General features: G+C 42.0%; 18 protein-coding genes and 5 pseudogenes. 5 read left to right on the top strand and 18 right to left on the bottom strand.

Annotated features, from left to right (window positions below; genetic code table 11):
* Positions 1 to 38: 38 nt before the first annotated feature.
* On the bottom strand, positions 39 to 245 hold the full coding sequence (locus M5V91_RS02435; RefSeq protein ID WP_009332572.1) for a heavy-metal-associated domain-containing protein: 207 nt from the start codon (positions 243 to 245) through the stop codon (positions 39 to 41).
* A 281-nt stretch (positions 246 to 526) separates the two neighbouring features.
* Here M5V91_RS02435 and M5V91_RS02430 point away from each other — a divergent pair, with 281 nt between their 5' ends.
* Positions 527 to 772 carry a hypothetical protein gene (locus M5V91_RS02430; protein WP_251175750.1) on the top strand — a complete coding sequence of 82 codons (246 nt, stop codon included), beginning with the start codon at positions 527 to 529 and terminating at the stop codon, positions 770 to 772.
* A 19-nt stretch (positions 773 to 791) separates the two neighbouring features.
* On the opposite strand, the gene M5V91_RS02425 is transcribed toward M5V91_RS02430, so the two are convergent.
* Together M5V91_RS02425 and deoD are read right to left on the bottom strand one after the other, a co-directional pair.
* Entirely contained in the window at positions 792 to 1,664 is an 873-nt protein-coding gene (locus tag M5V91_RS02425; protein WP_251175751.1) for a M15 family metallopeptidase, read from the bottom strand.
* A 224-nt stretch (positions 1,665 to 1,888) separates the two neighbouring features.
* Positions 1,889 to 2,593: a purine-nucleoside phosphorylase gene (gene deoD / locus M5V91_RS02420; protein WP_009332575.1), complete on the bottom strand. Its 705-nt coding sequence runs from the start codon at positions 2,591 to 2,593 to the stop codon at positions 1,889 to 1,891.
* A gap of 153 nt (positions 2,594 to 2,746) precedes the next feature.
* Here deoD and M5V91_RS02415 point away from each other — a divergent pair, with 153 nt between their 5' ends.
* Both M5V91_RS02415 and yoyE read left to right on the top strand, forming a co-directional pair.
* Entirely contained in the window at positions 2,747 to 2,875 is a 129-nt protein-coding gene (locus tag M5V91_RS02415) for a hypothetical protein (protein WP_009332576.1), read from the top strand.
* Positions 2,876 to 2,889: 14 nt separating this feature from the next.
* Positions 2,890 to 3,039 carry a protein YoyE gene (gene yoyE / locus M5V91_RS02410; RefSeq protein ID WP_009332577.1) on the top strand — a complete coding sequence of 50 codons (150 nt, stop codon included), beginning with the start codon at positions 2,890 to 2,892 and terminating at the stop codon, positions 3,037 to 3,039.
* Between the two features lie 317 nt (positions 3,040 to 3,356).
* Here yoyE and M5V91_RS02405 read toward each other — a convergent pair whose 3' ends face one another.
* Complete coding sequence (locus M5V91_RS02405; RefSeq protein ID WP_009332579.1) at positions 3,357 to 3,665, bottom strand: YodL domain-containing protein; 309 nt, start codon at positions 3,663 to 3,665, stop codon at positions 3,357 to 3,359.
* A gap of 295 nt (positions 3,666 to 3,960) precedes the next feature.
* Between M5V91_RS02405 and M5V91_RS02400 the strand changes: the two genes are divergently transcribed.
* Complete coding sequence (locus M5V91_RS02400; RefSeq protein ID WP_284521701.1) at positions 3,961 to 4,782, top strand: glycerophosphodiester phosphodiesterase; 822 nt, start codon at positions 3,961 to 3,963, stop codon at positions 4,780 to 4,782.
* A gap of 117 nt (positions 4,783 to 4,899) precedes the next feature.
* Here M5V91_RS02400 and M5V91_RS02395 read toward each other — a convergent pair.
* Positions 4,900 to 5,669, bottom strand: a pseudogene (locus M5V91_RS02395) (sporulation protein).
* 337 nt (positions 5,670 to 6,006) lie between these two features.
* Positions 6,007 to 6,180 (bottom strand): YozD family protein, encoded by a 174-nt coding sequence (locus M5V91_RS02390; RefSeq protein WP_009332582.1) that lies wholly within the window; start codon positions 6,178 to 6,180, stop codon positions 6,007 to 6,009.
* 178 nt (positions 6,181 to 6,358) lie between these two features.
* On the opposite strand from M5V91_RS02390, the gene M5V91_RS02385 reads away from it, so the two are divergent.
* Positions 6,359 to 6,520 carry a hypothetical protein gene (locus M5V91_RS02385; RefSeq protein ID WP_251175753.1) on the top strand — a complete coding sequence of 54 codons (162 nt, stop codon included), beginning with the start codon at positions 6,359 to 6,361 and terminating at the stop codon, positions 6,518 to 6,520.
* Between the two features lie 25 nt (positions 6,521 to 6,545).
* Here the strand turns inward: M5V91_RS02385 and yodN are convergent, their stop codons facing one another.
* The 12 genes and pseudogenes from yodN to M5V91_RS02325 all read right to left on the bottom strand — a co-directional run bounded on the left by yodN (position 6,546) and on the right by M5V91_RS02325 (position 19,437).
* A complete protein-coding gene (yodN, locus tag M5V91_RS02380; RefSeq protein WP_019379695.1) occupies positions 6,546 to 7,241 on the bottom strand; it encodes a germination protein YodN in 696 nt (231 codons plus the stop codon).
* 434 nt (positions 7,242 to 7,675) lie between these two features.
* Positions 7,676 to 7,897 carry a YozE family protein gene (locus tag M5V91_RS02375; protein WP_251175754.1) on the bottom strand — a complete coding sequence of 74 codons (222 nt, stop codon included), beginning with the start codon at positions 7,895 to 7,897 and terminating at the stop codon, positions 7,676 to 7,678.
* 126 nt (positions 7,898 to 8,023) lie between these two features.
* Positions 8,024 to 8,317: a YokU family protein gene (locus tag M5V91_RS02370; RefSeq protein WP_071157292.1), complete on the bottom strand. Its 294-nt coding sequence runs from the start codon at positions 8,315 to 8,317 to the stop codon at positions 8,024 to 8,026.
* Between the two features lie 10 nt (positions 8,318 to 8,327).
* Positions 8,328 to 9,758, bottom strand: coding sequence for a lysine 2,3-aminomutase (kamA, locus tag M5V91_RS02365; RefSeq protein ID WP_009332586.1), 1,431 nt, complete (start codon positions 9,756 to 9,758; stop codon positions 8,328 to 8,330).
* Positions 9,759 to 9,922: 164 nt separating this feature from the next.
* Positions 9,923 to 11,364: pseudogene (locus tag M5V91_RS02360) on the bottom strand (sigma-54 interaction domain-containing protein).
* Between the two features lie 73 nt (positions 11,365 to 11,437).
* Positions 11,438 to 12,205 carry a putative beta-lysine N-acetyltransferase gene (ablB, locus tag M5V91_RS02355; RefSeq protein ID WP_284521700.1) on the bottom strand — a complete coding sequence of 256 codons (768 nt, stop codon included), beginning with the start codon at positions 12,203 to 12,205 and terminating at the stop codon, positions 11,438 to 11,440.
* A 441-nt stretch (positions 12,206 to 12,646) separates the two neighbouring features.
* A complete protein-coding gene (locus M5V91_RS02350) occupies positions 12,647 to 14,068 on the bottom strand; it encodes an aldehyde dehydrogenase family protein (RefSeq protein ID WP_071157288.1) in 1,422 nt (473 codons plus the stop codon).
* 11 nt (positions 14,069 to 14,079) lie between these two features.
* A pseudogene (gene gabT, locus M5V91_RS02345) lies at positions 14,080 to 15,413 on the bottom strand (4-aminobutyrate--2-oxoglutarate transaminase).
* Positions 15,414 to 15,424: 11 nt separating this feature from the next.
* Positions 15,425 to 16,689, bottom strand: a pseudogene (locus tag M5V91_RS02340) (peptidase).
* 48 nt (positions 16,690 to 16,737) lie between these two features.
* Entirely contained in the window at positions 16,738 to 17,400 is a 663-nt protein-coding gene (locus M5V91_RS02335; RefSeq protein WP_019379703.1) for a 3-oxoacid CoA-transferase subunit B, read from the bottom strand.
* Positions 17,385 to 18,013 (bottom strand): annotated as a pseudogene (locus tag M5V91_RS02330) (CoA transferase subunit A). The gene M5V91_RS02335 and the pseudogene M5V91_RS02330 overlap by 16 nt, the downstream one beginning before the upstream one ends.
* Positions 18,014 to 18,078: 65 nt before the next feature.
* Entirely contained in the window at positions 18,079 to 19,437 is a 1,359-nt protein-coding gene (locus tag M5V91_RS02325; RefSeq protein WP_251175756.1) for an aspartate aminotransferase family protein, read from the bottom strand.
* Positions 19,438 to 19,559 lie beyond the last annotated feature (122 nt).

The raw sequence follows: 19,559 nt of genomic DNA, 5'->3' as shown, positions 1-19,559 counted from the left end.
GAGCGCCAGCGAAAAATGCTAAAGCGCTCCTTCTTATGTTAGGCTACCCCATAGCCTTGATCTTCTATCGCTTTTATTAAGTTTTCCTTATCAGCTTTTTTCGGGTCATACTCGATTTCTGCATGTTCGTCGTGAAAGGCAATGGCGACGCTTGCCACACCATCAATGGAGAGAAGGGCATTTTTGACCGCCTCTTCACAGTGGCTGCAGGTCATGCCCGCAACTTTAAGTGAAACTTTTTCCAATGTATGAACCTCCTTTTCACCTGTAAAACCTTAGTTTATTATTACCTCATTTAAGGGTGTTAATAAACATCGAGTCAACAGTCGGCGGCTTGATGTATGCCAACACAGGATTCATACTTCCCCTCAATATAAACATCGAGAAAAATAAAAGATTAATGTTTAGCCGGCATAGACCATATTTTATTATATAGTCTCATTTTAAAAATCCACAAGCATCCGCCTAATCCTATACACCAGCCTTCCCTCGAGCCTCCCATCACTTTTTTAAGGAGTGAATTATAATGATAATCGCAGTATTATGGTTAAGTTTCGCAGTTTCATTGATCTGCCTTATTGCAGGAATCATGAATCAGTCATGGAAACTTGCTCTATCAAGCTTTTTTCTACTTCTGCCCTTAGGCTATTATTTAACTGGGGCAGAAAACGCTCTCCGCATCCTGTCTGCACTTCCCGCTGTTCCCTTCATTTTAGCAGTTATATTTTATTTTCAATCAGGGAAAAGCAGCCCCAAGCAAAAAGGAAAATAAAAGAGGCCTTTGTGGCCTCTTAGATCTTTTTAACAATATCGAAGTATTCTTCCAAAGTCCATTTCTTTTCGTAAATGACTGTTGCTGCTTCAGTCCCAACATAGCGGAAATGCCAAGGCTCATATTTATAACCTGTGATGCCTTCTTTTCCTTTAGGGTAGCGGAGGATAAATCCGTAGCGATGTGCATTTTCAGCAAGCCACTTTCCTTCCCTGGTTTCCCCGAATTCTTCTGAAAGTTCAAGATTTGCACTTCTGCTTGAGATATCCATTGAAAGGCCTGTCTGATGTTCACTGCTGCCCGGAATGGCAACTGCCTGAACTGCTTTTTCTTTTCCTACTTTGCTTACCTCTGCTTCAAAAACCTGTGATTGCCTGGTAAATGAACGGTATCCGGAAACTGCAAACAATTCAACACCTTCATTTAGCGCTCCGGTAAATAGCTTTTCCAAAGCCTGGGCAGCGTCCTGCCGCAAATAGCTTTTTTCCAAATCTAATTTCCCATAAGAAAATGCGACATCAGGAATCATTAACTTGGAAGGTTCATAGCCATCCGGAAGACTGAACTGTTTATTCACGAGGGCCATCACATTTTCAGGATTCTGAATTATATTTCTTCCATCGACAACTTTAACATCATTAAAATATGCCGCTTCCAATGAAAGAGGATCATTTTGAATTTCTTCTTTGCCTTCATTGCCTGCTTCCTCAGCACTGTTTTCTTCTTCTTTTGAGGATTCATCTTCTAGAGGAGGTTCCTCAAGACTTTTTTCTCCTCCCAGAAATGGAATTTTTTCAATAAGCGGCTGAACCTTCTCCATATAAGGATCGAGCTTGCTGCAGCCGGAGAGCAGGAGGCTAAGGGTCCCTGCCATAATTATGATTTTCTTCATTCATTTTCACCTGACTTTTTTGTCTAGCGCAAGCACCCTGCCCCTCGGGCTAGGCGCTGCTGCTTTTCTTTTTCTTTGCAACATTACTATTTTAACACTACAAGTCAACTAGTCCATAATTGTGTGAAAAACAGGACAAACGGCACAAATTGCTTTTGGCAGATTTTTTTATTTAAACTCAAAAAAAATAAAACTGGCTCACAATGAACCAGTTTCCATTTCCTTTATTCTTTAACAGCCGCCTCAAGTGCAACTTCAATCATTTCATTGAAGGTGGTTTGTCTTTCTTCAGAAGTTGTTTCCTCACCTGTAAGGATATGATCGCTGACTGTTAAGACAGAAAGCGCCTTACGGCCAAACTTCGCTGCAAGTGTATAAAGCGCAGCCGTTTCCATCTCAATCGCCAAAATCTGATATTGTGCCCATTTTTCGTGTTCAGCATTATCATTATAGAACATATCTGCTGTGAATACATTTCCGACTTTGAGGTTTAATCCTTTTTCAACACCTGCATCATAGGCTTTTTTCAGAAGGTCGAAGTTAGCTGTCGGCGCAAAGTCTACCCCTCCAAATGTAAGCCTGTTCATTTGGGAATCTGTAGAAGAGCTCATTGCCAGGATTACATCCCTAACTTTCACATCTTTTTGAATTGCACCGCATGTGCCTACTCTAATTAAGTTTTGAACATTGTAGCTCTGCATAAGTTCATTAATATAAATGGAAATGGATGGCACTCCCATGCCTGTGCCCTGAACTGATATGCGTTTCCCTTTATACGTTCCTGTATAGCCAAACATGTTGCGGACTTCATTGTAGCATTCTGCATTTTCCAAAAATGTTTCTGCAATATATTTTGCACGCAGAGGGTCTCCAGGGAGCAGGACCGTTTCCGCAATTTCGTTTTCTTTAGCACCGATATGTATGCTCATAATCAAAACCTCCAAATTAATTCTGAAGCCACTGTAAATGCTTCCAAGTCAAACTATACCATATGTGCCATCACTTAGAAACAAATTACATAAGGCATGTTTTTTCACTGTACGGGAAAGCTATTTTTAGCTTTTCCAAAGGAGGTTGTAATCATGCCGCAAAAAGGAATGAGCAAAAAACTCAGGCAGGCCGTACAGCATGCCAACGAGACAAATCCATCTTCGAGGGCTAATACCGAGCCCCATACATCCAAAACAGTCAAAACAAAAAGCAATCGATAATCGGAGGGATTAGGATGGGAAAAAAGCACCGCAACCGTATAAATTCTCCAAAGAAAAATAATCATATTCCTGCTGAAGCCATTATTGCAGAGCAAGAAGCCCACGGCAAGGAATACACTGCCAATAAACGCAAAAATAGTCCAGGATCAAACATTACGGAATAAAATATTTAATAAAATAAGCAGGAGAGCTATAGTGCCCTCCTGCTATTTCATTGTTAAGGGAATTTATAAAAAATAACGATGTGAATAACTTTTAGAAAAAGATATCTGCATCAGCTCCACCGCCCAGCACCTCGGGTCATAAGCCAAATTACTCCAGAAATCGGGCCAAGGAATGCTTCGGCAGCGATACATCGCTCCGACCAAAGTAGCTTTGGGTGATTCGACTTATGCCTGTCGGACCTGCACAGGGTGTGCGCCACAGGAAGTGGCGGTTTTAGTTAGAGTTCATCTGATCAAGGCACTTCCGCTTTTGTTCTTTAGCGTATATGTATTCGATTAACTTCTTCCCAGCCGCCCGGCTTTAGCTGATAATAAAATTGCCCTCTTCTGCCTTCATCAATATAGAGTATATCCCCTGTGGAAATAAATCGGCCATCAAAATCCCCGGGAATCCTGTCAAGCACATTAAACTTCCTAAAAACTGAATCAAGACATTCCACATGGGTTAAAGCTTCGACATTTAGGCGATATACTTGCTGAAAGCCTTTTTTGTCCCTAAATTTCGGTGTTTGAAAGATTGTCACATCATATTCTTTTCTTTTGATTCTTGTTAGTTCCTTCAGCATTTGCATCCCCCTCACATTCTATGCATCCGCTTTTTTGTCTGATTTACCTATCAGACAAATTCAGCTGTTTTGACAAATAAGGTCTTCATAAGCATTTTTAATGACATTTTTTTACTTGCCCGCCAAATTTCTAAAAACAATTTTGTATTACTGTTTAATTAGCCATTTTTCTTGTCGTTTCCTCCATCAAAAAAATACTACTTTTGTCGATTTAAGGTTTTTTTCACAGAGAAAACGCTTTCAAAAGTGTTTAATCTGCATATTATGTATAAAAGTCTTTTAAGGGGGTGAAGAATTGCGGGTATCTAAAAAGCCTGTTTTATATTCAATCCTCATCGGATTGTTACTAATGACTATTTCTTATTTTTTTCAGCCACTCATGCCTTTTCAGTCTATCGCACACAGAGGTGCATCCGCTCTTGCACCGGAAAATACGCTGGCATCCTTTGAAAAAGCTATTGAACTGGGCTTTGACTATATCGAATTAGATGTGAGGCTGAGCAAGGATAAACAGCTTGTCGTAATTCATGACGCTAATGTTATGCGCACTACCGACGGAGAGGGGCTGATTGAGGATTTGACGGTTAAGGAAATAAAAAAGCTGGATGCAGGATCCTGGTTTTCTCCTGCGTATGCCGGGGAAAGGATCCCTTTATTAAATGAAGTTTTAAAAGAAGTCAGCGGAAAAACAGGAATCATAATTGAAATGAAATCACCTGAAAATCAGCCTGGCATGACAGAAATTCTGGCAAATATGTTACATTCTTTTAAACCTGACAATGAGATTAAGGTCCAATCTTTCCATATTAATGAGATAAAAAAGTTTCACCAGCTTGCTCCCGAAATTCCTGCAGGCCTGCTGCTGAGCAAGCACCTGGATTTGTTTCATTTGGCATCCTACCGCGAATTTGCCTCTTTCTTATCTGTTCATCATCTCTTACTTTCCAAGTCCTTCATTAATCAAGCTGAGTTATTCGGTTATGAGATATACTCGTGGACCATTAGCAAACAATACCAGTTTGCAGACATGCAGCGGCTTGGTGTTCACGGAATTATTTCCGATGATGAGAAGAGAATTCCCGACTCAATCATTTACGTGTTAATAACCCCTTTTTAAAAGGTCAGGATTTTTTCAAAACACTTCTTGCATAGCTATATGCAGTCCCATGCTGCAGTCTGAGTCTGAGCATGTAAAAACGATGGGCGTCACCCATCGTTTTCGTCAGCATAAATTTTAAGCATATTTTGCAATGACAGACTGAAGCTTTTGCTGCATATAAGGAATATCTGCATTTGTAACAGTGAAACGGACAAAGGTTTCATCCATTTCCAGTGCCTCTGCCAGGAATCCTCCCAACCCTCTCGCTTTGCGGTCTACTTGAATCATGATCTCAGTCTCTCCATTTGCCTGTGGAAAAAATACAACTTCCAGTTCATCCAGCTTTCCTCTGTAAGGACCGGAGACTGGAACAAATTCAAACTCTTGGATAAACGGCAGCCTGCTGCGGAGGCGATGCGGAGCCTGTTCGCATTCTGCTTCCCGCAAACGGAATCCCATACTCGATACAGCGTTCAATACAGAATCCATTAGCGGGTTTGCCACGACTCGAATATAATCCTTATCAGCAGGATCCACCGCGTTTTTTATATCCAGTCCTGTCGCCACCCAAATTTTTGTCTTCCCAAAAGACAAAGGTGTGTCAGTTGGAAGATTAAAGGTAAATGGAATTTCCTTTCGTTCATTCGCCGCCAGGGTGAAGGAGTGAGCGAGCCTGAAACGGTCAATCAAACCTGAGACTGTATATTTTTTATCATCTGATTCTTTAATGTAAGTAGTATTCAATGAAAGATAAATATCATCGATTTTCTGTTCGGTGCTTCCCCTGTAATCTCAACAACGCCTCTGAGAGCTTCTCCTGGAGCTGCTGAATCCTTCTCAAGTTTCGTATCGACTTTTGCCGATCCAATTCCAACACTTGCCAGGACTTTATTAAAAAATGACATATGCTTCTCTCCCTAGTTCTTTTTTTATTTTTTCCTTTCCAATAGAAGGTTTACCTTCCATCCGGCCAACTTTTTAAACATTTCCGGCGGTCTTTATTTATAAATAACACAAAGCACTAGCTTCATTTAGATATACGAGCTTATAACAAGAAAAGTTTCATTTTTCAAATGTGCTGCCATAAATTTTTTATATTTGCGGAAATCGCTTTATATTTCTCAGCGTTTTCTTGAAAAATGATGTATGCTTGCAATTCGAATTTTCAGAATATGTATGCGCATGGTGTTCCTGCTGCTCCGCAAAAAAATGACGAGCACCTTTCCTCGTCATTTTTCTATATTAATCATCTTCAATTTCTTCATCAATGATGCACTTTTGCAGCAGGTATTCAAATGTGATATCTGCAAGCTCATCCAATTCTCCTTCAGTAGGCACATAACCTCTTTTTGCCAGCTCATGAAAGAAAAACTCAGCAATTTCTTCCGTATCTATTACGACCTCTATTTCCTTCACAGCAACGCCCCCTTTGTACAAAATGTATGAAGCACTACCTGGATTCATGCAAAACAACTTTCAGAAAAGTCATATTCTTTATTTTGTCTTAAAGTGCATTTTTCTTCAATTAGGACATACATATAGGATAAGCATCTAACAACGATCCATTTTATTCAGAAATTGAGGAGGCAGCGACATGTCAAGTATATCCAGACTGGCCCTAATCATTAAAGAAGATGTCAATCGTGAAGAAAGCTCCATTATCAATTTTTATAGCAATCTATTAAATGTCTGGTATAAGCTGGTCATATGGTTTTGCATACCATTTTTACTGTATCTCCTAATCACATGGCTCTAAGAAGAGCTGAGACCCCTGAGCTGCTTTACACAGTGCTCTTATCATCATTATTGGCAATATGCTTCAGTTTTCTGAGTATAACCCGCATGATATGCTTATACTCATCATCCTGAAACATTTCATAAAGTATACGATAATCATTATATATATCAAGCAAACCATCAATAAGCACTTTTCTTTCTTTAATGCCTTCAAGCAATTCCTTTTCTGCCTTTCGGAATGAATGAGCAGAATCCTTTAATTCAGGCAGCTTTTCTTTTTTGTTGATCATATAAAGGAGTCCCAGCTTCTGAATAAAAGCATCTGCACTTTCAGCATCCGCAACGAGTGTCAGCTCTTCCTCTCCAGCCTCCAGCCATTCCCCGTCATTAATTCTCGAAAGCTCATAAATAACATCTTCCCATGCATCTTCTTTGTATCTCCAAATTTCCGTCCTGAAGCCTACTATTTTGAAGAGATCCGAACCATACCCCTTGACTTGGACAAGGTCACCAAAAAAGTATTTATATTCGATGTCAATATGCTCCTTTTCCATAATCTCACCTTCATACTCAGAAAGCATTTGAAGGCTGGATTCCATATATAGACCTTCACTTTTATTGACTTCATAGACGTACATATCATCTAGCCATTTCACATCTGTTACTTTTCCGACTGTACCATAAATAGTGATCACGACTGTATCACCGATTTTGTACTTTGGTTTCTTCTTTTTGCTCATTTCCTCCATCCTCTCAATGACTGAGTCGTGAGTATTGAATACAATAGTATATGCACTTTTTATGAAAATCGTCCGTACGTTCATCACAATCAATCAAAAGCCATTCTCAAAAAAAATGGCTCTTTTTCAATGATTGATGATTTTTATTTTTGAATACTGCCCGTTGATTTCCAGGCACTTGCTTTCCGCGGGGAGGAATGCGAGCCTCCTCGGCTTCGCCTGCGGGGTCTCACACTTCCCTCTCCTCCCGCAGGACATTGAATAAGCTTCCTCGGATGGGCACAGCACGAAGGAAATGCGTCAGCATTTTCGAGGATCAAGTGCCTTCCGCTCCAATCAACTCATAAATTAGTTACCTGCCCAAAAGCAACAACCTTTACGAAAACAGCCAAATAAAAAAACACTCCTGTGCCGGAGTGTTTCAAAGTGTTCATTTAGCTTTCAGAAAGTATATACAATTGCCAGACTTCATCAAATACAGACATGCTCTCAGGATAACTTCCATTCAATTCGAGGTAAGAGCTGACCTCATCATACTCATAGGCTGTTTTCGGAAAGCTGTGATCCTCATATGCCTCATTTGCAAAACGGCTGATGTCGTCCTTTGGTACAGGGTGTCTGTATTTCATTAAAAAGTGATAGAAAGTTTTGGACATAATAACGCCTTCCCCTTTATTCTGTCGTTCATTAATTTATTTTCTACTATAATCGAATTGTGCTCAGTTCGTCTACTATTACATAGAAAAAGCAGCCCGCATAGCTTTACGGGCTGCCCTTATCACTTACTTATCATAGGAAGAGAAATCGAAATAATTTCGCTTCAGCAGCCTTGGCTGCTCCATCAGCTTTTCGAAACTAATCTCTTTTCCAATCTTTTTCACATCAATCAAAAATAGTTGGTCCTCAATCTCCTTAACGAGATCTTCTGACTGGTAAACCATTTCACAATCCCTGCAGGAAATGGAAGGTGTCTCATTAATTTGGATGGCCCTTGTTCCATCAGGCAGCTCCCAATAAACGGTTTCCCTGCTTTCATTTATATTCTGGCTTTCACACCATGCACATTTACTTTGCATTATGAACCTCCTATTCCTTTGCCGATGCGGTCTCTGCATTCGTTTCAGCCGCTGGTTTCTGTTTCGTCTGCTGGGCATTGAATTTCTTTTCCTTTAGTTCATCGCGTTTGTCACGCTTATCCTTCAATGAACTGTGGGACGGATCGCTTTCATATTTTTCGCGGCGGTCAAGTCTTGCGAGCCCTTCAGGTACAAGATTAAACTGCTGATCATTCATCAGCGCTGCTATTCCGATATTGGACCGTTTTTCATCCATTTCCGGGTAAACTTCTTTAAAATACCCTTCAGCACGGCCCGGAACATAGTTTTCCGGCTCCGGATAAGTGGTTATAACTCCTTCAAAATTACGAAGGACCACTTTATCGGCACTTTGTGAGATCAGGTAATTTGGCTGCAAGGAGATTTTTCCGCCTCCGCCAGGGGCGTCTACAACAAATGTTGGAACCGCATAACCGGAAGTATGTCCTCTTAATCCTTCAATGATCTCAAGCCCCTTTGAAACTGGTGCACGGAAATGGCCAATGCCTTCAGATAAGTCACATTGATAGATGTAATAAGGCCGGACCCGGATTTTAACAAGATCATGCATTAATTTTTTCATTATTGGAACGCTATCGTTTATACCAGCCAAAATCACGGATTGGTTGCCTACTGGAACACCGGCATTTGCCAGCATCTCACACGCTCTCTTAGAATCTTCGGTAATTTCAATGGAAGTATTAAAATGTGTATTCAGCCATACCGGATGATACTTTTTCAGGATATTGCATAAATTTTCGGTAATCCGCTGCGGAAAAACAACTGGTGCCCGCGTGCCGATTCTGATGATTTCAACATGATCGATTTCCCTCAAATTCTTCAAAATGTACTCAAGGATATTATCATTGATCAAAAGTCCATCCCCGCCAGATATGAGAACATCCCTAACCTGAGGGGCACTCCTGATATAGCTGATCGCTGCATCAAGCTGTTTTTTCGGCACTCCCATGCCAATTTGACCGGAAAATCTCCTGCGTGTACAATAGCGGCAATACATGGAGCATTGATTTGTCACCAGAAATAAGACACGATCAGGATAACGGTGCGTCAGGCCAGGGACAGGTGAATCTTCATCTTCATGCAAAGGATCTTCAAGATCATATTTTGTTTTATATATTTCTTTTGAAATTGGTACCGATTGCATTCTGATCGGGCATCGCGGATCATCCGGATTCATTAGTGAAGCATAATAAGGTGTAATGTTCAGCGGAATCGTCTTGGTCGAGATCCTTACTCCTTCTTCCTCATCCGGAGTGAGATTGATGACTTTCTTCAGATCATCAACAGTGCGAATCGTATTTGTCAGCTGCCAAAGCCAATCATTCCATTGTTCTTCTGTGACATCCTTCCACAGCTCAATATCTTTCCAGTACCGATCCGGTTTATATAAAAAGTTCTTCATTTAAATTCCCCCTATATGGATTTCTTTAAAAATATATACTGCAAGAATCATGCCAATTCTGAAGCTTTCGTATTATCATATGAAAACCCTGACTGAGTGGCGATTGTTAGCAGCTGAGGGGATATTTTTATTAAACTGGTGACTTTGAAACAAAAAAATGCCGATTATTCGGCACTTTCATAATTGCTGCAGACAAGACTCCCGTTATTTATATCAATATTATACTTTGCCAGTTTATATTGCAGCGTTTGCCGCGGAACCTCCAATAGCTTTGCGGCTCTTTTTATATTTCCATTGGTCTCTAGAAGGGCTTTTTTAATTAATGCTTTTTCCTGTTCTTCCATGCTCGCCTTTAATGGCTGAACCTTTAGTGAAACAGCCTGTTCATCCTTTTGCAGCTGCTGTTTCATTATCACAGGCAAATCCTCTGCTTTAAGAAAATGATCTTCACAGACATTCATCATGTATTCGATTGTATGCTTTAATTCCCTGACATTCCCGGGCCAATGATATTGTCTGAAAAAGGCAAGCACATCCTCCCCGACTCCTGAAAGGTTTTTGTCTAAAACCTGATTAAATCCCCTCATAAAATGATGTGCAAGAAATTCAATATCTTCTTTCCTATCCCTTAGAGGAAGGAGCCCGAAAGTAAGAACATTTAAGCGGTAAAATAAGTCTGTTCTGATTTGATTTCTCTCCAGTGCTTCCACTGGATGGATATTCATGGCTGCAATCACTCTTACATCTACATGGGTGCTCTTCGGGCTTCCCACTCTTCTGACAATCCCATCCTCCAGCACTCTAAGAAGTTTTGCCTGGAGCTCAATTGGCATGGCATGTATTTCATCAAGGAAGAGTGTTCCCCCATCGGCTAATTCAAATAGCCCTGGTCTGTCTACAGCTCCTGTATAGCTTCCTTTAGCCGTTCCGAATAGAATGCTTTCAAGCAAGGATTCAGGTATAGCTGCACAGTTCTGGGCAATAAATGGCCCGGCTGCTCTTGAGGAAGCATGGTGGAGTCCCTGAACAAAAAGCTCCTTTCCGCACCCGCTTTCGCCAAACACCAGAATGGAGGAATCAGACTTTGCCAGTTTGGCTGCTTCCTTCTTAATTTTTTGCATTTCCTGATTTACAGTAAGAAGACTATCCAGTGTGTACTGTACATTCTGAACAGGAGTCTTTTTTTTGACAGGCTGTTTTATTTTTTTCGCAAATCCAGAAGGCTTTCTGATAGAAGCTTTAATCTGGAATAGTCCTTAGCAATCTCAACAGCTCCTGCTACTTTGCCATCTACAGTAATAGGGAGAGTTGTATTAATGGTTTCTATTTGCGCGCCATGAAGGTTAACATAGGATTGCGTCTGATTATAGATCGGTTTTTTTGTTTTCATTACTTTTAGTAAGGTGCTTGTCTCTTTATCCAATGAAGGAAAAACTTTCAGAACAGGTCTTCCGATAACCTCAGAAACCTCCAGGCCATCGTGCCTTGCAGCAATTTCATTATAAAAAATGGTATTTCCATCCAAATCCACAACATGAATTCCTTCATCAATGCCCTTTAGTATGGCTGCCAGAACTTCTTTTGAAATGCTTTGAGTTTCAGTCATCAAAATCCCCTCCCATATTTATGTATATGAAAGGGTGCCGAAAATTTGTCAGGATGGTGCCGAAAAACTGGCACTATTTTTTATGGCTCCAGGAATCTTCAGCAGCCAAATTCTTTACCCAGACATTCATATTTTCAAGTTTATCGAAAATATAACAGTTGTTAAGAAGCCGGCCCCGATAGGAATACCCCAGCTGATGCAGAACGGCATTCATTCCGAACGACAGCGCTCTGGCAATGGAGTAGGCACAGAATACACCCTGCGATTTTAAATCTTTTTCCAATTTTTCAAGGAGTATTTTCATTAAACCATGTTTACGGTGGGACGGAAGTGTTGCACAATCTGTCAGTTCTGCGTTTTTATAAAAAAGATTGACCTCCGCTGAAGCTGCACTGACAAGGTCATCATTATACTGAAATGCGTAATAGATGGTACCTTCCTGGATTGTCTTTTTAATATATGAGGGATCATGGAGAGGTGTTGGATAAATTTGAAATACTTCCCGATAAAGTGCAGCAAGTTTTTCAGCATTTTGCTCTGATATTTTCATAAGCTGATATTCGGATGGAGGCATGATGACATCCGGGTTTCTTGAAAGGGCAGCTACATTTGTAATAATGCTGTCTTCTGAAATCCAATGTGGATTGATTCTTCTTTCGTCCGAGAAATATTTGCAGAAAAAGTATTGATCAGATCCCCGGAAATATCCGTCAATAACAGCTTCGCACTGAAAACCCATAGCAAGCAGTTCCGTATAATTTTCCACTCTTCCTCTAAAAATTAATTTCTCACACTGGTGTTCTTTTGCCGTTTTCTCTGCTTCATGGACAGCATCTTCCAATTTCCCTGCATAATCGTCTACTCTTAAGCGTTTATTGAATGGATCAAGGTATAATTCGGCAAGAACGTTTTCTTTTTTATTGTTTTTACAGAAGCTTTTTTATTCATTGCTCAGACCCCTTCTATTAAAAAACTGCCCGGCCAAACGGCCAGGCATTATAGATGATGAAGGATATACGGGCCAATTCCGCCTTTTTTCGGCCGAATCAGCGCTTTTACCGGCCAAGCCGATTAAAATACCGGCCAAATATAGTGAACTTCAATTTTCGCCACTGATTGCTAGTTGAGGCCCACAGGAAGTGGGTCACAAAGACGTTGCCACAGGAGGTGGCATTTCCTTTGTTTCTCTTTCGGGCCTTCACGGGCAGTTTGACCCCCACTTATCCCTCAACGATTTTTCCAGATCCTCGAAGTGGAGGTCTTACTGTTCCTGTCCTTCATCTTAGTCAATTTTAAAGCTGATCAGCTTCATCTCTGTCATTTCTTCAACAGCATATTTTATGCCTTCACGTCCCATTCCGCTCATTTTTACACCACCATATGGCATATGGTCTACGCGGAAGGTTGGGAAATCGTTAACCATCACACCGCCGACATGAAGCTCCCTTGCTGCTTTGAAGGCTTTATTCACATCATTGGTGAAAACACCAGCCTGCAGGCCATAATCTGAATCATTCACAAGCGCAAGCGCCTCTTCAAAGCTGCTGAATGAATTAATATGGACAACAGGTGCAAATGCTTCCTCACAAGAAATTTTTTCTGATTTATCAACGTTCAGCAGGACGGTTGGATACAGGGTATTATCTGCTGCCTTTCCGCCAAGAGCAAGTTCTGCTCCGCTCTTAACGGCACTCTCGATCCAGCTTTGCGCGCGGTCGGTGTCGCTTTTGGAGATCATTGCAGAAATATCTGTTTCTTCATTAAGCGGATCGCCGATTTTTAGCTTTTTGGCTTCCTCAACAAAGCGTTCGGCAAATGTCTGGTACAGGGATTCATGGACATAAATGCGCTGAACGGAAATACATACCTGCCCCTGGAAGGCAAATGCCCCAGCTGCAATTCGCGGAACAATTTTCTCCACGTCTGCATTCTCATCCACTACAACTGCCGAATTGGAACCCAATTCAAGTGTTACTCTCTTTAAGCCTGCATTTTCCCGAATCTGCTTTCCTACTGCAGGGCTCCCTGTAAAAGTAATCATCGATATGCGGTCGTCTGCAACAAGCACATCCCCTACCGTTCCGCCGCTCCCTGTAATTACATTCAGAGCTCCATCAGGAAGTCCGGCTCTGTGAAAAATATCAGCTATTTTATATGCCGACATTGGCGTTTGGGATGCAGGCTTTAATACAACCGTGTTTCCGGCAGCAATTGCAGGACCCACTTTATGGGCAACAAGGTTCATAGGAAAATTGAATGGAGTGATGGCGCCGATAATTCCAAGCGGCTCCTTTACTGTATAGGCAACCCTGCCTTCGCCTCCAGGAGCAGCATCCATTGGGATTGTCTCTCCATAAAGCTTGCGCGCTTCCTGGGCAGCGAAGGTATATGTCATGATGGTGCGGTCCACTTCTCCTCTTGCAGCCTTTAGAGGTTTAGATGCTTCACGCGCAATGATCATTGAGCACTCTTCTTTTTCTTCCTTCATAATGGCAACTGCATTTTCCAGTATTTCTGCCCTTTTATGAGCAGGCATTTCAGCCATTATTTTTCTGGCATGATCTGCCGCATCAATCGCTGACTTCACATCGGTAGGAGAAGCCATGGCAACTTCTGCAATACCTTCCCCGCTATAGGGGCTTTTCAATGCTTTGTAGTTCTCTGTTTCCTTGAACTTTCCGCCGATCCATAAATGTTGTTTCATTGTATTCCTCCTTATGTGCAGCATTCACCTATTACTTCTTCCAGTACGGTTAAACCTTCATTGAGCTGTTCATCGGTTGTAATAAGCGGAGAAAGCAGGCGAATAATATTGCCATAGAGGCCAGCACTCATAATAATGAGACCGCGCTTGTGCGCTTTTGACAGGATCTCCTGAACGATTTCCTTATTCGGTTCCTTTGTATCCTGATCTTTAACAAATTCAATGGCACACATTGCCCCTAAAGAACGAACTTCACCCACTTGCTTATATTTTAAAGGAAGATCTGAAAATTTTTCAGTAAAAAGGCTTCCGATTTCATTTGCCCTTCCTAATAATCCTTCTTCCTCAATTGTTCGAATCACTTCTAATGCGGCTGTACACCCGAGCGGACTGCCTCCATAAGTTCCGCCAATTTCACCGATATTCGGTGAATCCATTATGTCAGCCCTTCCAGTTACAGCACTGATAGGCAATCCGGCACCGATTGATTTTGACATCGTAATTAAATCCGGCACAACATCATAATGCTCCATAGCAAACATTTTGCCAGTCCTGCCAAATCCCGTCTGAACCTCATCAGCGATAAAGAGGATTCCATGTTTTTCACAAAGCTGTTTTACACCTTTTACAAAACGGGAAGACGGCATAACAAAACCGCCCTCACCCTGTACAGGCTCCATAATGACAGCAGCAATTTCTTCAGGAGGCACCTCGCTGAGAAAAAAGTTTCGAATCTTTTAAGTAAGGCAAGATCATGTTCTTTTTCCTTCAGACCTTCGCTGCGGTAATAATAAGGGTAAGGCCATTTATATGTTTCAGGCGCAAATGGCCCGAATTCATATTTATATGGTTTAACCTTACTTGTTAAACTCATGGACATATAGGTCCGGCCATGAAACCCCCGCTCAAATGATATGATCCCTTTTCGGCCGGTATATTTCCTTGCTATCTTTACGGCATTTTCCACTGCCTCTGCGCCGGTGCTTAAAAAGAATGTTTTTTTGCTGTGGTTTCCAGGTGTAATGCTGTTGAGCTTTTCTGCCAGTTTAATATAAGGCTCATACATCATGACATGGAAGCACGGATGAAGATATTGGTCAATTTGGGCATGCAGGGCTTCCACTACCCTTGGCGGGCAATGGCCAACATTTAATGTGCCGATTGCCCCGGCAAAATCAAGAAAAGTATTTCCGTCTATATCTGTCAGAAGTACTCCATTTCCCTTATCAGCAAATGTCTGAATCGTGTTAAACGGCCCCTTTGGCACATTCTGCTCTTTTTTAGCCAATAATTCCTTCGCTCTCGGCCCCGGTATCTCCGTTCTTATTTTTATTGATCCCATCATCATTTCCCCTCTCACTGATTAGTGCCGCACCATTCCATCATGGCCAGAGCAATGATTTCAGCAGCTTCAAAAACTTCCTGCAAGGAGATATACTCGTTAACATCATGGGCCGCTTCAGTTACACCGGGGCCAAAGACAACAACAGGTGTATTCCCCACTTTGGATAATATGCCTCCATCCGTGCCCCAGGGTGATGCTTCAACTGCCGGCTGCATGCCTTTTACTTCTTCAAAAGACTCCGATATTACGGTCATTAGAGGGTGATCCTGTTCCAAATCACCAGGCAGCCAGCGTCCGCCGAACCATTCAACTTGAGGAGGATTTTTTTAAGCCACGCATCATTTTGTGCTGCTTCCTTCAGGCACTGTTCCAGCTCTTTTTCCGCAGATTTCATTTCCTCATCTGGCGCCACCCCCATCCTTCCCTCTATGATGGCAATATCCGGCACTGAAGAAGGCCATTCTCCGCTATTTATTTTTCCGATATTTATAGGGATTGGTATAGGAATCTTGGAATATAGCGGATCCTCAATTCTAATGTTTCTTAATTTTTCAAGTTCCTGAAGCTTTGTCATAACTGTCATGGCTTTTTCGATTGCATTGATGCCTTCATATCTGGTTCCTCCATGAGCAGAACGCCCTTTTACCGTTATCCGAAACCACATCGAACCCTGCTGTTTTGGGAAGAGCTTCATATTTGTCGGTTCGGGAATGATTGCCCCGTCGGCTGTATATCCCCGGAGGACAGCAGCCAGAGTACCCGCCCCTCCGCTTTCTTCTTCTATGACACTTTGGAATATCACATCACCTTTAAGCTTAATTCCAAGCGTTATGATGGCTTCCATTGCAAGCAGGAGTGAGACTGTTCCCCCTTTCATATCCGTCGAACCCCGGCCATATAGTTTTCCATCTTCGATTCTGCCGCTAAATGGGTCATGATCCCAATCATTTCGGTCTCCCTCTGGAACAACATCAATATGGCCATTGAGGATAAGGGACCTTCCTCCGCCTGTTCCTTTCAAAACAGCCACTACATTGGGATTTCCGGAAAAATCCTTTCTATCCGAACAAAAAGCAGGATGTTTGGTCAATTGCTCCTTGCCAATCTCCCAAATATCCAGGGTTAGTCCAAGTTTGCGGCATTTTTCAATGATGACAGCCTGTGCACTGCTTTCTTTCCCACGGATGCTTCCTTCCTGGACAAGCTGCTGAAGAAGTCTTGTTCCCCTTTGCCTATTTTCTTCCAGCCACTGTTTAATCTTTGCATGAGCATTCATATTCCCACTCCTTTTCTGAGACCACAGCCAAACATAGGATACTATCTATCAATTAATCACTCTCACATTCCCAGCAATGGTAAAGCCGCAGCCGGTTTTCGCCCTTACTGCATGAATCGAGTGCGGTGCAAACAATTCTGTCAGTGTCAGACCATGATTTGTTATTTGAAAGACAGCCATCTCCGTAATAATCATGTCTACACAGCGGGCAGATGTAAGAGGCAGACTGCACTCGTTCACAATTTTTGAATTTCCATACTTATCTGTCTGGTTCATAAGGACAATTACTTTTCTGGCTTTTTGGGCAAGTTCCATTGCCCCGCCCATGCCAGGAACTTTTTTACCAGGGACAATCCAATTGGCCAGATCTCCCCTTTCACTCACCTGCAGGGAGCCAAGGATCGTCATATCAACTCTTCCTCTGCGTATCATCCCAAAGGCAATAGTACTGTCACAATACGAAGCACCTTTTACAACGGAAACCGGAAATCCGCCAGCATTACAGAGATTTTCATCTTCCTTCCCTTTCTCCGGACTTGGCCCCATACCTGTAATGCCATTTTCAGCATGAAACATCACATTTGTCCCAGCTGGCAAATGATTGGGAACAAGCGAAGGAATTCCAATGCCAAGGTTTACAATCATCCCGTTCTTTATTTCTTCAGCCGCACGTTTTGCAATGCGATCTCTGATTTCTACTCCCATGCCCATTTCCAATTCACTCCTTTCGAAGGGACAATATAATCCACAAAAACCCCTGGTGTTATAATTTCATCAGGATCCAGGCTGCCAAGGGGGACAATTTCCTCCACTTCTGCAATGGTCATATCTCCCGCCATAGCAACAAGCGGGTTTGTGTTTCTCGCACTTTTGTCATAAATTAAGTTTCCGTAAGGATCCGCTTTTTTTGCAAAGACAATGGATATTTCAGCTGTTAGAGCCGTTTCAACAAGATATTTTTTTCCACTCAAATTACATGTTTGTTTATTGCTTGTTACAATGTCATTATCAAGTCCAATATCGGAAAGAATGGCAGGGATGCCGACTCCCCTGCACGGATTCTTTCTGCCAATATTCCCTGTGGCGAAAACTCCACTTCCATTTTCCCATCTGTCATTAATTGGCCAGCAACGGGATTTGATCCGATATGGGAGGCAATCATTTTTTTCGCCCTTCCCTGGCTTACCACTTTCCCGATGCCAATATGGGGAAACCCTGAATCATTGCCAATAAGCGTTAAATCTTTGAATCCATTATCCAAAATTCCGTCAATAAGGGCAGGAGGGGTGCCAATTCCTCCAAATCCGCCAAACATAATGATCATGCCATCCCGAAAATGCTTCATTGCCTCATCAATTTCAATGATTTTGTTATAAGTGTTCTCCATATTTATTCAGCCTCTTCCTCAGCAAAGATCAAGTGTTTTTCTGTGAAAATCTGCAAAGTCCCTTCAAACCTTTTCACCAGATCATCAATTTCCCTTTTGGTAATGGTAAGCGGCGGTGCAATCAATACAGCATCTCCATCGATGCCGGTTTTGCCTGCCCCCGCCGGGTAAATAAGCAGTCCCTGTTCCTGCGCTTCCTGTATTAATCTCTGTGTCAGATTAAACCTTCTCGAAAACGGCTCTCTGGACAGATGATCTTTTACAAATTCAAGTCCGATCATTAGTCCTTTTCCTCTTACATCACCAATAAAAGAAAATTTGGATTGCAGTTTTGTCAGCTTATTTTTCAAATACACACCTTTGCTATCCACTTCAGGGATGATGTTGTTTTTTTCAATATACTCAAGCACTGCGAGAGAAACTGCGCAGGACTGAGGATTGGCACTTAAGGTATGGCCGCTCATAATGCTCTTTGACCCTGCCAAAATAGGCTTCATAATTTCATCGCTTACAAGGGCAGCCGCAATCGGAGCATACCCGGCCCCCATTCCTTTACCAAGTGCGACAATATCAGGTTTTACATTCCATTGCTCGCAGGCAAGCATTGTGCCCGTTCTGCCAAAACCGGTCATAACCTCATCAGCAATAAATAAAATGTCATGCCGGTCACAAATTTCTTTTATTATCCTGTAGTAATCTTTTGGAGGGGTTATAGCACCCCCTGCAGCCCCAATGACTGGCTCTGCGATAAATGCAGCAATATTCTCTTGCCCTATCCGTTTAATGACGGTTTCAAGTTCATGGGCACACAGATATCCGCATTCAGGCGCTTCCAGCTTGTATGGACACCTATAGCAATATGGCGGATGAATGACAGGAAAATCTTCAAGCAGCGGTATGAAACGCGCCCTTCTGCCCGTATGACCTGACATTGATAAAGCACCCAGAGTTATGCCATGATAGCTCATCCACCTTGAAAGCACCTTTGTTTTTGTCTGAATGCCTTTTTCCTGCCAGTATTGAATCGCAATTTTCATAGCTGTTTCAGTGGCCTCAGAGCCGCTGTTCACAAAAAAGCTCCAATTTAAGTCGCCAATTGCCGCTTCCGCGATTTTAAGAGCCAGCTTTTCAGCTGCCCCGCTGGTAAATTGCGAACGATACACAAAAGAGACTTTCTTAGCCTGTTCATGCATTGCCTCAATGATTTCCTCAACACCATGGCCAATATTTGCCGTTATCGCGCCAGACGATGCATCCAAATATTCCTTTCCGTCAGTATCATATAAATAGACGCCTATGCCATAATCAATAACTGGATAATGTGCATGAAGCATTGGCTTAATTAGGTTTGATTGATCCATTTCAGAAACCCCTCCATTGTTATTCGTGGAAAAAAGCGTCTTGGGCTCTAAAGTTGAAGCAGAATTGTAAAGTGTGACGCTATCTTCTGGGCCAATATATTAAAATATATGAAATGACTTCC

It is taken from the genome of Cytobacillus pseudoceanisediminis (genome assembly GCF_023516215.1).
GTDB lineage: Bacteria > Bacillota > Bacilli > Bacillales > Cytobacillaceae > Cytobacillus > Cytobacillus pseudoceanisediminis.
This window is presented reverse-complemented; position numbering and strand designations above follow the sequence as displayed.